The following is a 13,856-nucleotide window of genomic DNA, read 5'->3' as shown; positions in this document are numbered from 1 at the left end:
TCGCAGACCCCGAAGACCCGAGCCCCGAAGACCCCGAGCTCCACAGACCCGCACACCGGGGAACCCCAGGCCCCCGGCCCCGCCGCCCGCGGACGCACCACCGCGGCGGCCCGACACAGCGAAGGCGGCCCCCCCGTGTCCCTGACCATGCTTCCCCCCGCACCCGAGAGGGCCCCGGCCGCGCCCGCGCCACGGGACCGCTTCATCGACGTCCTGCGCGTCTTCGGGATGGTCCTGGTGGTCGTCCAGCATTGGACGATGCCGGTCCTGTCGTACGCCCAGGGACGGCTCACCACGGGCAACGCCCTGGCGGCGGTCCCGTACGTCACCTGGATCTCGCAGGTCATGCCGCTGGTCTTCTTCGCCGGGGGCGCGGCCAACGCGATCAGCTTCAGGTCCGCCGCCCGCCGGGGCGGGACGGCCCGGGAGTGGACGGCGCGGCGGGTGCGCCGCCTGGCCTGGCCGGTGGTGCCGCTGGCGGTCGTGTGGTTGCCGCTCCCCCACCTCCTGGTGGCCCTCGGAGTGTCCGCGCAACCGGTGGAGACGGCCGCGCGGACGGTCGGCCAGCTGCTGTGGTTCCTGGCGGTCTACCTGCTGGCCGTGGTGGCCACGCCCCACCTGCTGCGGGTGCGGACCGGGGTGGCCCTGCCGGTGCTGGCGGGCGGCGCGGTGCTGATGGACGTGGTCCGGTTCTCCGGCCTGGAGGCCGCCGGCTACCTCAACGTCGCGTTCGTCTGGCTGGCGGTCCACCAGGTCGGGTTCCGGTACGCCGAGGGCGGCCTGGAGTGGCTGACGGGGCGGCGGGCCGCCGGGCTGGCGGTGGCCGGGTTCGCGATGGTGGCGGCCCTGGTGGCGACCGGGCCCTACCCCGCCAGCATGATCGGGATGCCCGGGATGATCTCGAACATGGCCCCGCCGAGCGCCTGCCTGCTCGCGCTGTTCGCCGGTCAGCTCGGCCTGGCGATGCTGCTGCGCCCCGCCCTTAACACACTGGCCGCCCGGCCGAGGGCCGAGGCGGTGCTCACCGCGCTCGCACCGCGCATGATGACCGTCTACCTGTGGCACATGACCGCGCTCGTCGCCGTCGCCGGTGTGGCGACCGTCGGGTTCGGGCTGGCGACCCCGCACGCCGGCTCGGCGGCCTGGTGGAGCGCCGTCCCGCTGTGGCTGGCCGCCCTGGCGCTGGTCCTGGTCGCGCTCACCGCGCTGCTCGGCCGCTTCGAGGACCCCGCGGGAGCCGCCGCCCACCGGCTCGTGCCGGCGGCCGTCCCGCTCGTCGGCGGCGCGCTGCTCACCCTCACGATCACCGGCTTCGCGCCCGGCCCGGTGCCGGTGATCGCGTCCCTGGCTCTGGTCGCGGGCCTGGCCCTGGTCAGCCGGCCCGCAGCTGCCGCTCCACGTCGTCGATGATCTCCTGCAGGCGCAGGCCGTGGCGGGCGTCGAGCGGATGCCCGCCGCCGTCGCGTACCGTGCCCGCGAACTGCCGGACCACCTCGGGGAAGACGTCGCCGAGTTCGGAGCCGAGCAGCGAGGCGCTGCCGAGCCGTCCGTACACGTCGATCCGGCTGGGCGGGGTCTCGCCCTCGGCCGCCATGCTCAGCGACGCCTCACTGACCGCGCCGCCCTCGTGCTCGAGCAGCAGGCCGACCCAGCCGAGCGGGTCGCCGTGGGCCTTGACCGCGACCACCCGGCCGAGCGCGGCGTCGAGCAGGTCGATCATGTGCGGGCCCACGTCGAGCACCGCCCCGCGCTCCAGCCGCCAGGGGGTGGCGAAGGGGCCGCCGCGCAGGCTCCCGGAGACGTTGGCGGCGTGCCCGCCGAAGGGATCGATCCGCCGGACCCGGTCGAGGAAGCCGACCGTCGCCGCCGAGTAGCGGAACGTGAAGAGCATCTGGGAGGCGACGCCCGCCTCCTCGATCGCCCCGGCCAGGCGCCGGGCGCCGTCGAGGTCGGCCGCGAGCGGCTTCTCCAGCAGCAGCGCCCTGCCCGCCCGGGCCGCGAGCACGCCCAGCTCGGCCTGCACGGCGGGCGGCACGCAGAAGGCGACCGCCTCCGATGTCGCGAACAGGTCCTCCAGCCGCTCGAAGGAGGGCACGCCGTGGGCGTCCGCCAGCGCTCGCGCCGCCTCGGGCCTGCGCGCCCACACCCCGGCCAGCGTCGTGTGCGGCCCGGCCGCGAGGGCGGGCGCGTGCACCATCTCCGCCCACGGTCCCGCACCGACCAGTCCCACCCGCACCGGCTCCATGGCGCCCCCTTTCCGCGGGGACCCTACTGCAGGCCACGGACGAGCGGTCAAGGGGGCCGTCGCGCGTGAAATCGCCCGTACGGGCAAGATGGACCCTCTATGAACGTCATCCTGCTGAGGCACGGCGAGACCGAGTGGAGCAGGGCCGGGCGGCACACGGGCCGCACCGACCTGCCGCTGACACCCCACGGCGAGGAGGAGGCGCGCGCCCTGTCCCGCCTGGTGGCGGGCCGGTCGTTCGCACTGGTCCTCGTCAGTCCCGCGCAACGGGCCCGCCGTACGGCCGAACTGGCCGGCGCCGGGCCGTACGAGGTGGACCCGAACCTGTGGGAGTGGGACTACGGCGGCTACGAGGGCGTCTCCACTCCCGACATCCGCGAATCACGCCCCGGCTGGTACGTCTGGCGCGACGGCGTCGTCCCGGGTGACGAGGCGCACCCGGGTGAGACCGTCGAGCACGTCGGGGAGCGGGCGGACAAGGTCCTCGCCCGGATCCGCTCGACGGACGGCGACGTCCTGGTCGTCGCGCACGCGCACATCCTGCGTGTGCTGGCGGCGCGCTGGCTGTCGCTGCCCGCCGGCCACGGCAGATACCTGCGCCTCGACACCGGGACGTACTCCGTCCTCGGTCACGAGCACGACGACGAGCCCGTCCTGCTCTGCTGGAACGTGCCGACCTGAAACGTGCCGGCCTGAATCACGCCTGTCCGATCGAACGCGCGCCTGGAGCGCGTGTGACACCGTGTCACACCGTGTCACACCTGGGCGACCGGCTGGGGTTGCGGGCCTCGGCCGGTCAGCCATTCCAGGACCTTGCGGTGGCCGTGCCGGGCGTCCTCGAAATGCCCCCACCGCCAGTACCTGGGCTGCTCCCGCACCCCGGTGACCCATGTCCGGTACGCCACCGACCTGGGCCGCCCGTCCGCCGGGTCGGCCGGTGCCGCCACTCCGTAGGTGCGGATCACCACGCGGCCTCCGGGTGCGAACAGTTCGTCGTCGGCCACCGGGTAAAGAGTCATCTGGTCCAGCACGGGGTCCCCCTTGTGAGCTTTCCTGGGACTCACTGTGCCGGATCCGTGTTACGCCTCCCGCGTCGTGCTGTTACGCCCGCGAGAAGCGGATGAACACGGGGTTACCCCAGAACCGGTCAGACCAGGAGGCCGTCGAACTCGCCGTCCTTGACCCCGAGCACCAGGGCCCGTATCTCGTCGCGGGTGTAGATGAGCGCCGGCCCGTCGGGATAGCGGGAGTTCCGGACGGCCACACCGCCGTCGGGAAGCTCGGCCAGCTCCACGCAGTTGCCGGTCGAGTTGCTGTGGGCGCTTTTCCGCCAGGTGACCCCGGCGATGTCGGTTGCGGGCATCCCGTTATATGTCTGCATTCATGTCTCTCTGAGAAGTTCGCCGAGGATCTCGGCAGTGCCGCCGGGCGTGGTGCTCTCCACGCACAGCTGCTCCATGGCCGTGAGGTAGGGATCGATGTCCTCACGTTTGTCCAGGTAGAGCGCACCCCAGAGCTGCTCGACGTAGACCACGTCCGAAAGGTCGGACTCCGGGAAGCGGAGGATGGTGAACGCGCCTCCCTCGGCCGCGTGCATCCCGTAGCGAAGGGGCATCACCTGAAGGGTGATGTTGGGCAGCGTGGACACCTCCAGCAGGTGCTGGAGCTGTTCCCGCATCGTCGCACTCCCTCCGATGGGCCGCTTGAGCGCGGCCTCGTCGATGACGGCCCACAGCCGGGGGCCGTCCTTGCGCGTGAGCCTCTCCTGCCGCTGCATCCGCAGATGGACGCGCTGTTCGAGCTCGGCCTCCGAGGCGTCCGGATAACCAAGCATGATCACCGAGCGGGCGTACTCCGCCGTCTGCAGCAGGCCGGGCACGAACTGCACCTCGTAGGTGCGGATCACGCTGGCGGCCTCCTCCAGGCCGATGTACGTGACGAACCAGTTCGGCAGCACCTCGCCGAACTTGTGCCACCACCCGGGCGTGTTCGCCTCGCGGACCATCTCCAGCAGGCCGCGCCGCTCGGCGTCGTCGTCGACGCCGTACAGCGTGAGGAGGTCTTCGACGTCACGTGTCTTGAACCCGACCCGGCCGAGCTCCATCCGGCTGATCTTCGACTCCGAGGCACGGATGTGGAATCCGGCGACCTCGCGGGTCAGGCCCCGCTGCTCACGCAGGCGGCGAAGGCTCGCGCCGAGCATGATGCGTCGAACGGTGGAACCGGATCCGGGCGGATCTATGGACACGTGCTATTCCTCCGCTTTGTGGACTGGTTCACAGTCTGTCAAAGATCGCCCCCTTCGTCCCAGTGGTGTCGGGGGTAACCGTAGCGCTTGCACAACGCGCTTGCACGTGCATTCGCTCTTGCACATGCACGGGAGTGTCCCTCATCATGATCTCGTGCAGTCCACGAACCTGACTCGTGGCCAGAACCAGTGGTCGGCGCTCGACTGGTGGCCGCCTATCGGCTGGTGGCCGGAGCCCGCACGCGATCTCCTCGAACCCGGGTCGGCCACCGCCAGCGCCACCTTCGTCCTGCCTCCCCGCGCGGAATCGGTCCACTCGGCGCGCAGCTTCGCCGCCGGGACCCTCTCGGGCTGGCAGTTGGCGGACCTGCTCGACGGGATGGAACTGGTCGTCTCGGAACTGGTCACCAACGCCCTGCGGCACGGCATGACGCTCACCGACAGCCGCGCGCGGGAGGCCATGCGGCTGTCGCTGATCCGGCGGGGCGCGCACGTGACCTGCGCGATCACCGACCCCGGAACGTCCGCGCCGGTGCTGCGGGATCCGGCGCCCTTCGAGCCGGGCGGCCTCGGGCTGCACATCGTGGAGTCGCTGAGCGTGTGCTGGGGATGGTGCCCGCTCGTCCCGCAGGGCAAGGCGGTGTGGGCCGTACTGGCGGCCTGAACACCGGCCGGCGGCCGGACGGCGGGGCCACGCGCTTCGCCGTCGGTTTCGGCCGCCCCGCGCGGGGAGTGACCGTCTTCCGGTCAGGAGCACCGGAAAACCTAACCCGATCGCCAGATCTATGTGTCGCCGGTCATGGTCCGCCGGCCGAAGAGCGCTCCCGTGCAGCCCGGAATGCATGGGAGCGCCCTCCGGCCGGCGGCCCGGATTCCCCGGAACCGCCCCTGAGGCCGGGCGGGGCACGCGATGATGGGCTGAGAGCGGGCCGTGACGGCCCGGCGGCGTGCTCGTTCCCCATCGATCGGCGGAGAAATATCGTGATCTCGGGATCCGTGACTTTGCGCTCTTTGTTCGCCCACGGACCCCGCCGAGACTGTGATCTGCACTACGGTGGCTTCCTGGGACTCCCGAGAGATCAACTATGGACGATCACCTAATCGGCTGGCTGACCGGTCTTGACGAAGACAGGCTCGCCCGCGTGCTGGCCAACCGGCCGGACGCGATCGCCGCGCCGTGGCCCCGGCGCCTGGACGCCCTCGCGCAGCGTCTGACCGACACCTTCGCCGTCATGGAGGTCATGCGCGGCCTCCCCCTTCCCCCGCTCGAACTCCTGCAGGCGTGCCTGGTCATCGGCGGCCGTCCGACGGAGGACGAGCTGGCCCGTTTCCTCGGGGTGAGCACCTCCGCGGTGATCCCCTGGCTCGACCGCCTGTACGACCACGCCGTCGCCTGGCCCGGTCGTGACGGCAGGATCAGCGTGGCCGAGGCCGTCGCCCGCTGGTGGACCGCGCCCTGCGGCCTGGGCGAGCCGCTCGGCGCGTACCTCGACTCGTGGAAGCTCAGCACCGACGCGCTGCGCCGCATGTGCCGCGTGCTCGACCTGTCCCCGCACGGCGGCAGACGCCAGGTGATCGCCCGGATCACCGCGCTGCTCGGCGACTGCGAGCGCCTGGGGTCGCTTCTCGACGACGCCCCCGACGGCACGCTCGGCATGCTCGACGACTTCGCGTGGGACGGCCCGGTCCGCAGCGTGAACGGCAACCGGTTCATCACCCCGGGTACGCCGGAGAAGTGGGCGCTCGACCGCGGCCTGCTCTTCCGCACCCAGTGGGACCTGGCGGAGATGCCCCGCGAGGTCGCGCTGGCGCTGCGCGGCCCCGACTACCGCGGGCCGTTCACGCCGTACCCGCCCGACCTGGCCACGGCCGAGGCGGACGCCGACGCCGTCGAGCACGCGATGTGCCTGGCCGCGCCGCACGTGCTCGACCGGGCCACGGCGCTGCTGGAGAACGTCGACAAGACGCCGCTGCCGCTGCTCAAGAACGGCGGGGTCGGCGTGCGGGAGATCAAGCGCCTGGCCAGGGAGACCGGCTGCGCCGAGGACGAGACCCGGCTGCTGCTGGAGGTCTGCGCGGTCGCCCGGCTGATCGCGATCGACGAGGAGGCGGGCGGGCTGACGCCGGCCGGCCGGTACGACGCGTGGCGACTGGAGGAGGCGCCCATGCGGCTGCGCGTCCTGCTGGCCGCCTGGTGGCGGATGGAGCGCTCGTCGCTGCGCCGGGTGGACGGCCGCCACCCCGCCGCGCTCGGCGACGACCCGGCCGGCGAGACGATCGCCAGGATCCGGTGGGCCCTGTTCGCGGCGCTCGCCGAGATCCCCGAGGGCAGGGCCTTCGCGACGCTGCCGGAGCTCGTGCAGCGGGTGCACTGGCGCGCCCCGCTGCTCGACCGGGACCTGCTGGACGGCTGCGCGGCGGCCGTGCTCGAGGAGGCCCGCCTGCTGGGGCTCGTGGCCTGCGACGCGCTCACCGGTCTCGGCCGGGCCCTCGCCCCGCTCGCGGCCGTGGCCGGGGACGAGAGCCGCGAATGCGTGCCCGAGGTCGAGCACGACCCCGCGCTGGCGAAGGCCGCCACGCACGCCATGGCGAGCGCGCGGCGCACGGCCCTGTTCGGCGCCGACCTCACCGCCGTGGTGACCGGCCCGCCCTCGGTCGAACTCGCCGCGCTGCTCGACCGCGCCGCGGACCGTGAGTCGCAGGGCTCGGCGTCGGTGTGGCGGTTCAGCCCCGCGAGCGTACGGCGGGCCCTGGACGGCGGGGACACGGCCGACACGCTCATCGCCGACCTGTCGGAGGCCGGGACGCTCCCCCAGCCGCTGACCTACCTGATCAGGGACGTGGCGCGGCGGCACGGCGAGGTCACGGTGTCGTCGGTCGGCTGCATCGTCCAGGGTTCCGACCCCACGCTGCTCGCCGAGATCGCCGCGCACCGGAAACTGGCCAAGCTCGGCCTGCGGCTGCTGGCGCCGACGGTGCTCGCCGGCGCGGCGCCCGCCGCGGCCACGCTGGCCGCCCTCAGGGAGGCGGGCTACGCCCCCGTGCCGGTGGACGACACCGGAGAGATCACCATCCGGCGCGAGCCGCAGGGCGGGCGGCTGATCCTCCTGCCCGGCGGGCGGGTCGCCGAGCTCGAACCTCCCGGGCCCCTGCTGGAGCCCCCGCCGGACCCGCGCGAGCATGCCAGGCGGCTGCTGGTCAGCGGCGGCCCGGTGGCGGCCGCGGCGCAGCCCCGCCAGACGTGGGCCGTCATCGGGCGCATGGCGACCCGGCTCCCGGCGGCGCAGCAGTCGCTGCTGGGCTTCGTCGTGGACCGCGACGTCCGCGCGATGATCACGCTGGCCGACGGGGTCACCGCCACGGTCAGCCACGGCGAACTGCGCAGCGGCGTGCTCGACGCGTGGTGCGAGGAGGCCGGCGACTACCTGGAGTTCCCGCTCAACGAGATCGCCTCGGTCACCGCCGACTGCTGACAGCGGTCTCAGCGGACGCCGCAGCGGCGCAGGACGAGCAGGGCCAGGGCACGGGTGACGTCGCGGACCTCCCGCAGGTCGACCTGCTCGCGCGGGGCGTGCGCGAAGCGGACGTCGCCCGGCCCGTAGTGCAGGGTCGGCACGCCCGCACCCGCGTACAGGCGCAGGTCGCTCCCGTACGGCGCGGCGGTGCGGCCCGGCCGCGCCCCGGTCACGTCGGCCACCGCGCGGGCCGCCTCCTCCGCCAGCGGGTGCCCCTCGGGCAGCCGGCCGCTCGCGAACTGCCCGCCCGGCCAGGTGACGCGTACGGGGTTGTCCCGCAGCCAGGGGTCGTCCAGATCGGCGAGCGCCGTCTCCAGGGCGGCGCGGGCGTCGGCCGGGTCCTCGTCGAGCCGGACGCCCAGCCGTCCCTCGGCCACGAGCAGGTCGGGGACCGTGCTCGCCCAGTCGCCCGCGCGCACGGTGCCGATCTCGATCGGATACGGCAGCGGGTTGCCCTCGAAGAGGGAGCCGGGATCGGCGTTGCGCTCGCGTTCGAGCCGCCTGACGGCCTGGAGCACCGGCATGAACGCCTCGACGGCGTTGACCCCCTCGTAGCGGGTGGCGCCGTGCGCGGCCCGGCCGGCGACCTCGAGGCGGAAGGTCAGCGCGCCGGCGTTGGCGGTGATCAGCTTCCCGCTCGTCGGCTCGGTGATCACGGCCGCCTCCCCGGTGTGGCCCCTGGCCAGGGTGGCGAACGCGCCGAGCCCGCCGTCCTCCTCGCTGACCACACAGTGGACGGCCAGGGGACGCGCGAGCCGTACGCCGGTCACGCGCAGCGCGCGCACCACGGCGAGGTTGGCGGCGAGACCGGCCTTCATGTCGCAGGCGCCTCGCCCGTGCAGGGTGGTCGCGCCGAGGCGGGCGCCGAACGGGTCCTGCCCCTCCCACTTGCCCGGGTCGCCGATCGGCACGACGTCGGTATGCCCCTGCAGGATGAGCGCGGGCGTGCCCTCGCCCTCGGTGACGCCGACGACGCCGTATCCCTCGGCGCGCTCCGCCTCCATGCCGGGGAACCCCTCGCGGGAACGGAGATCGTCGAGGTCGAGCTTCCACATGTCGACGTCGAGGTCCCATTCGGTGAGCATGCGGGCGCACCTGTCCTGCAGGTCCGACTCGGCGTCGGTGCCGGTGACGCTCGGCACCCTGACCAGGTCGGCCAGCAGGCGCACCGTCTCCGCCTCGTCGACGGCGTCCAGGACTCTCGCTTCCACATCCATGCCGGAGACTGTACGGCCTGCCCCCGACCGGCGTGGAGCCCCTCAATGCACGTGCGGACCGTCGTACGGTGGATCTTTCGGGAAGGAGTCCGGGGATGGCGAGACTGACAGCCGGCTGGGTGGGCCGCCCGGGGGTCTGGCGCGGCCTGCTCGCGTGGCCGGCGGTCGCGCCGTTCGCGCTCTGGGCCCTGCTGCGGCTGGTGCCCGGCGACGTCCATTTCCGGTGGGTGCAACTGGTGGCGTTCACGCCGTACGTCGCCCTCGCCTCGGTCGTGGCGCCGCTGGTCGCGCTGCTCGTGCGGCGCCCGGCGGCGCTGGCCGCCGGGCTGGCGGTCACCGCGACGCTGGCGGCCTGCGTGCTGCCCCGCGCGCTGTCGGACCCGTCCCCGCGCGCCTCGACCAGCGCGGGCGTGCGGGCGGCCGGCGCCCTGGGCGCATCAGGGACACAGACCCCGGCCCTGCGGGTCCTGTCGGCCAACCTGCTCTACGGCTCCGTCCCGCCCGCCGCGCTGGTGGACCTCGTGCGGCGGCTGCGTCCCGACGTCCTGACGCTGCAGGAGCTCACCCCGCAGGCCTCGGCGGGCCTGCGGGCGGCGGGCCTGACCGCGCTCCTGCCGTACGCGGACGACCGGGCCCAGGAGGGCTCGGGCGGCTCCGGGCTCTTCACGCGTTATCCCCTGCGGCCGGAGGAGCTCACGGCCTTCAACGGCCGCCGGCAGGCGGCGGGCGTCATCGAGGTCCCCGGCGCCGGACCCGTCGCCGTCGTGTCCGTGCACCCGTGCGCGCCGCGCTACGTGTACCGGTTCAGGTGCTGGTCGAAGTCGCTCGCCTCGCTGCCCGGTCCGGGCGGGCGCGTACAGATCCTGTCCGGGGACTTCAACGCCACGCTCGACCACGCCCGGGTCCGGCGCCTGCTCGACGCGGGCTACCGGGACGCGGCCGACGCGACCGGCAACGGCCTGGCCGGCACCTGGCCATACCGGAGGTCGTCGGACTTCGGCGGCCTGCCGGTGCCGCCCGTCACCCTCGACCACATCCTGGTGGACCCGCGCGTCGCGGTCCGGGCGTTCGGCGTCCACCGGCTGCCGGTGACCGACCACCGGGCGATCTTCGCCGAACTGGTCCTGCCCTCCGCCGCGCCTTCCAGCTGATCCCGGCGTGCCCCCGTGTCGGACTTCAGCGCCGCGCCAGCGCCAGCACGCTCAGCCCGAACATCAGGACGCCCAGGGGGAGATGGACCGACGGTATGTGCGCGATGCCGAGCGCGACCTGGACGGAGGCGAGGACAAGGAAGCCGGACGCGTGCCAGACGGGCCGGGGCGAGCCGCCGCCCGGCTTCCACGCCAGCACCGCAGCGAGCACGTACAGCATCGACGCGCCGTACATCACGCGGGCTCCGGCACTGTGCAGCGTCTCTCCGTAGGACGAGGTCAGCAGCAGCCCCGCGGAGGCCGCCTGAAGGAAGATGGTCAGGGTCTGCAGGGTGATCGCGATCTGCAGAAACGAGAAGCTGCGACGTGCCGTCGCCTGGGTGGCCATGTCATGTCCCCTGTTCCGCCCCCGGGGGCAGTCGATCGATAAGGTCTCACCAGCCCGACGACGCGGGCCTGCGAAAGGTAAGGTGCGGAGGCGGCCGGGAGCATGGGGATGGCGGGGACGAGCACCGATGGGATAGCCGGTGAGCGGCGCCAACTGATCAATGTCGCCTACCGGTTGCTCGGTTCGCTGGCCGAGGCCGAGGACGCCGTGCAGGAGGCCTACGCGCGCTGGTACGCGCTGCCACGAAGCCGGCAGGAGGAGATCGTGTCCCCTGGCGCCTGGCTGACGACGGTGACCGGCCGCATCTGCCTCGACATGCTCGGCTCGGCGCGGGCCCGGCGTGAACGCTATGTCGGCGCGTGGCTGCCCGAGCCCCTGCCCGAGTCGCTGCCCGGGCGCGCCGAGTGGGACCACGGCCATGGCACCGACCCCGCCGACCAGATGGTCCTGGACGAATCGGTGTCCATGGCCTTCCTCGTCGTCCTCGAGTCGATGACGCCCGCCGAGCGGGTGGCGTTCGTCCTGCACGACGTCTTCCGTTACCCCTTCGCCGAGATCGCGCGCGTCCTCGGCCGGACCCCCGCGGCCTGCAAGCAGCTGGCGGCCTCCGCCCGGCGGCGGGTGGGCGGCGCGCGCGCTCCCGTGACGGCGGCGGGGCAGGGCGACGCGGTGCGGCACGTCAAGGAGGCATGGGAGGCGATGGACATCGCGGCCCTCGTCGACCTCCTCGACCCGGCCGCCGTGATGACCGCCGACGGCGGCGGTATGGCCGGCACCGTCCCGCACCCGATCGAAGGCGCCGCGCGCATCGCCCAGTACATGGTCGCCATCGCCGGCAAGGCTCCGGGGCTCGAACTCCGGGAGCGGTCGGTCAACGGTGTGCCAGGCCTGGTTGCCGAGCGTGCCGGCGTCGTCGTGACCGTGGCCTCGTTCGAAGTCGCCGACGGCCGCGTCACCCGGATCTGGGTGGTCCGCAATCCGGAGAAGCTGCGGCTGTGGCGCGGGGCGGCTGATACTCCGTGAGTTGAACGCCTTGACCACATGGGCGTCCGGCGCGGCGTCCGCCATCAGCCGGGCGACCGATGTCGTGCCTCCCGTGGTCAGCGTCAGCCCGTCGTCGCCCGGCTCGACGGGATTCGAGCAGTCGACGACGGTCCGCCCGGCGAGGACGGCGGCGAGCCCGTGCACCAGCTGCGGCGCCACGCCGGCGGGAACCGCCGCGAGGACGAGCTCGCCGTATGCCGCCGCGTCCGCGAGCGTTCCGTCCTTCGCGGCGCCGGTGCGGGCCGCCGTCGCGGCGGCCGCGGCCCGGTCGCGTCCGCCGACGAGCACGTCTGCCCCGCGCGGACCCAGGCGCCGCCCCGCGTCGACTACGCGCTGACGGAGGCGGGCACGGCGCTGCTCGCCCCTATGCGTGCGATGGGCACGTGGGCCGTGCGCTACGCGGACGCCGTGCTGGACGCCCAGGACCGGTTCACGGCGCGGTTCACGGCGCGGGGACGGGAACGGCGCCGTATCGGCGCGTGAGGGCTACGCGAGTGATACGCGGCTGAAGCGGGTCTCGAAGCCCTTGCCCACCGGGGCGGCGCACATGACCCCGGCGAGGGCCGGCGCCTGCGGCGGGAAGTAGGCCAGGCGCAGCATGTGCTCCGGCTCCGCGCCGTTCACGCCGTACCGGACCGTCACGGCGTCGCCGGCCCGTTCGAGGTCGAACGTCGCGGAGACGAGGCCGCCGGGCGCGGGTGTGACGGACCAGTCGGAAAAGCCCCTGGTGACGACGACGCTGAGCTGGTGGCCGCCGTCGACGAACTCCACCCCCGCCTTGATCCAGTTCTCCTCGTCGATCCGCAGCACGGCCCCGGCCTGGTCGTACTGCTCGGAGTAGTCGGCCTCGAACGTCACGGTGAGCCGCGCGTCCCCGGCGACCTGCCGGCCGAACATGTGGGCGGTGTCGTACGAGTAGCCGTAGTGCGTCTTCTGCCACAGGTCGCTCTGGGCGCCGGCGACGGCCCGCAGTCCCTCCCCGGCCCGCGACCACTCGGCGGGCTCGTTGATCCACATGAAGTCGTCGAACGCCATGCCGGCCCCTTGCCGTCGCTTTGACTGATCTTGCCATGAGAGCGCTTTCCGGATGCCCACGTCAAGGACGATCTACCTGCAATTTAGATCGATTTGTCCCCTTTACTCCCTCTTTCCCTATACTCGTGCCTCACATCACCTTTTGCCCCATAAATCCCCCGTACATCGCATCACCGTCGTATCCCCTTCCCCAGGGAACGCGCGACCCGCTTCAGGAGCCTTCCGTTCCTCCTCTCCGAGGGCGGCTCCGCCACGCCCGGGCGCGCGTGCGGAGCCCGCCGGCCAGCCGGGACTCCTCGACGACGCGAGGCCCTGTTCCCCCGAGGGCCGCCCCGCGACCGAGACGAAAGGACCCTCATGCGCAAGCGAGCCCGTCAGGCGATCACCATGGCGATGGCCGGAACCACACTCGTCGCCGGCGCGGCCACCGCCGCGGACGCCTCGGTGATCCCTCAGGCTCCCTCCTCCGCGCCGCTCACCCGGACGGCGCCCGTCGCCTCCCCGGACACCGCCCGCCCGACCCCCACCGATCTGGTCACCCTGGGCGCGGCCTTCAACGCGACCCTCCGCACGGCGTACGACGAGATGAAGAAGGCCGCCTCCCTGCCCTCCGGCGTCTCCACCGCCACGTCCTTCTGGGACGCCGAGACCGCGTCCGGCAAGCCGATGCGGTACCGGACCGTCGCCAGCCCCTACTGGCCCCTCGGCACCAAGGTGCGGATCACCTACAAGGGGAAGAGCGCGATCGGCGTCGTCGAGGACTTCGGCCCGGCCGAGTGGGCCGTGGCCCAGCACGACATCCCGGCGATCGTCGACCTGTCCGAGAAGATGATGGCCGACCTGACCGGCGTAGCCTCCAACACCGTCCACGTACGGTTCCAGGTGCTGAAGTGGGGCAAGGGCGGCGTCTACCGCCACTCCGGAACGGGCTACGACCTGGCCATGGGCCGCCGGTGAGCCCCCGCCGCCGGTGAACCTCCGATGACGGTGCCCGGGGCCGCTGCGCGTACACT

General features: G+C 73.2%; 14 protein-coding genes and 2 pseudogenes. 8 read left to right on the top strand and 8 right to left on the bottom strand.

The window, feature by feature from the left end:
- Positions 1-135: 135 nt before the first annotated feature.
- Positions 136-1,410, top strand: a complete 1,275-nt coding sequence (locus tag FH610_RS28430; protein WP_240809247.1) for an acyltransferase — start codon at positions 136-138, stop codon at positions 1,408-1,410.
- On the opposite strand, the gene FH610_RS28425 is transcribed toward FH610_RS28430, so the two are convergent.
- Positions 1,373-2,245 carry a Gfo/Idh/MocA family protein gene (locus FH610_RS28425; protein ID WP_139578100.1) on the bottom strand — a complete coding sequence of 291 codons (873 nt, stop codon included), beginning with the start codon at positions 2,243-2,245 and terminating at the stop codon, positions 1,373-1,375. The two genes, FH610_RS28430 and FH610_RS28425, sit on opposite strands and share 38 nt — an antisense overlap.
- 99 nt (positions 2,246-2,344) lie before the next feature.
- Here FH610_RS28425 and FH610_RS28420 point away from each other — a divergent pair, with 99 nt between their 5' ends.
- Positions 2,345-2,926 (top strand): histidine phosphatase family protein, encoded by a 582-nt coding sequence (locus tag FH610_RS28420; RefSeq protein WP_139578099.1) that lies wholly within the window; start codon positions 2,345-2,347, stop codon positions 2,924-2,926.
- A 74-nt stretch (positions 2,927-3,000) separates the two neighbouring features.
- Here the strand turns inward: FH610_RS28420 and FH610_RS28415 are convergent, their stop codons facing one another.
- From FH610_RS28415 to FH610_RS28405, 3 genes are all read right to left on the bottom strand, one after another.
- Positions 3,001-3,276, bottom strand: a complete 276-nt coding sequence (locus FH610_RS28415; RefSeq protein WP_139578098.1) for a hypothetical protein — start codon at positions 3,274-3,276, stop codon at positions 3,001-3,003.
- A gap of 116 nt (positions 3,277-3,392) precedes the next feature.
- A complete protein-coding gene (locus tag FH610_RS28410; RefSeq protein ID WP_079314287.1) occupies positions 3,393-3,626 on the bottom strand; it encodes a DUF397 domain-containing protein in 234 nt (77 codons plus the stop codon).
- Entirely contained in the window at positions 3,627-4,448 is an 822-nt protein-coding gene (locus FH610_RS28405) for a helix-turn-helix domain-containing protein (protein ID WP_139578097.1), read from the bottom strand.
- 199 nt (positions 4,449-4,647) lie between these two features.
- Here FH610_RS28405 and FH610_RS28400 point away from each other — a divergent pair, with 199 nt between their 5' ends.
- Together FH610_RS28400 and FH610_RS28395 are read left to right on the top strand one after the other, a co-directional pair.
- Positions 4,648-5,157: an ATP-binding protein gene (locus tag FH610_RS28400; RefSeq protein ID WP_240809246.1), complete on the top strand. Its 510-nt coding sequence runs from the start codon at positions 4,648-4,650 to the stop codon at positions 5,155-5,157.
- A 421-nt stretch (positions 5,158-5,578) separates the two neighbouring features.
- On the top strand, positions 5,579-7,966 hold the full coding sequence (locus FH610_RS28395; protein ID WP_139578095.1) for a helicase-associated domain-containing protein: 2,388 nt from the start codon (positions 5,579-5,581) through the stop codon (positions 7,964-7,966).
- 8 nt (positions 7,967-7,974) lie between these two features.
- Here FH610_RS28395 and FH610_RS28390 read toward each other — a convergent pair whose 3' ends face one another.
- Positions 7,975-9,225, bottom strand: a complete 1,251-nt coding sequence (locus FH610_RS28390) for an ArgE/DapE family deacylase (protein ID WP_139578094.1) — start codon at positions 9,223-9,225, stop codon at positions 7,975-7,977.
- Between the two features lie 95 nt (positions 9,226-9,320).
- On the opposite strand from FH610_RS28390, the gene FH610_RS28385 reads away from it, so the two are divergent.
- Positions 9,321-10,376 carry an endonuclease/exonuclease/phosphatase family protein gene (locus FH610_RS28385; RefSeq protein ID WP_139578093.1) on the top strand — a complete coding sequence of 352 codons (1,056 nt, stop codon included), beginning with the start codon at positions 9,321-9,323 and terminating at the stop codon, positions 10,374-10,376.
- Positions 10,377-10,401: 25 nt separating this feature from the next.
- On the opposite strand, the gene FH610_RS28380 is transcribed toward FH610_RS28385, so the two are convergent.
- The gene (locus FH610_RS28380; protein ID WP_139578092.1) at positions 10,402-10,764 is read right to left on the bottom strand and encodes a hypothetical protein; all 363 of its coding nucleotides are present in this window, start codon (positions 10,762-10,764) and stop codon (positions 10,402-10,404) included.
- Positions 10,765-10,872: 108 nt separating this feature from the next.
- Between FH610_RS28380 and sigJ the strand changes: the two genes are divergently transcribed.
- Positions 10,873-11,787 carry an RNA polymerase sigma factor SigJ gene (gene sigJ / locus FH610_RS28375; RefSeq protein ID WP_240809245.1) on the top strand — a complete coding sequence of 305 codons (915 nt, stop codon included), beginning with the start codon at positions 10,873-10,875 and terminating at the stop codon, positions 11,785-11,787.
- 168 nt (positions 11,788-11,955) lie between these two features.
- Here sigJ and FH610_RS45715 read toward each other — a convergent pair.
- Positions 11,956-12,096: pseudogene (locus FH610_RS45715) on the bottom strand (hypothetical protein); the annotation flags it as partial.
- A 27-nt stretch (positions 12,097-12,123) separates the two neighbouring features.
- Here FH610_RS45715 and FH610_RS45710 point away from each other — a divergent pair.
- Positions 12,124-12,291 (top strand): annotated as a pseudogene (locus FH610_RS45710) (hypothetical protein); the annotation flags it as partial.
- A 3-nt stretch (positions 12,292-12,294) separates the two neighbouring features.
- On the opposite strand, the gene FH610_RS28365 reads toward FH610_RS45710, so the two are convergent.
- Positions 12,295-12,843: a DUF1349 domain-containing protein gene (locus tag FH610_RS28365; RefSeq protein ID WP_139578089.1), complete on the bottom strand. Its 549-nt coding sequence runs from the start codon at positions 12,841-12,843 to the stop codon at positions 12,295-12,297.
- Between the two features lie 357 nt (positions 12,844-13,200).
- On the opposite strand from FH610_RS28365, the gene FH610_RS28360 reads away from it, so the two are divergent.
- Positions 13,201-13,800 carry an RlpA-like double-psi beta-barrel domain-containing protein gene (locus tag FH610_RS28360; protein WP_139578088.1) on the top strand — a complete coding sequence of 200 codons (600 nt, stop codon included), beginning with the start codon at positions 13,201-13,203 and terminating at the stop codon, positions 13,798-13,800.
- Positions 13,801-13,856 lie beyond the last annotated feature (56 nt).

It is taken from the genome of Microbispora catharanthi, assembly GCF_006334915.2.
In the GTDB taxonomy this organism is placed as follows: Bacteria; Actinomycetota; Actinomycetes; order Streptosporangiales; family Streptosporangiaceae; genus Microbispora; species Microbispora catharanthi.
The sequence above is the reverse complement of the archived record's forward strand: the minus strand, read 5'-3'. Positions and strand labels throughout refer to the sequence as shown.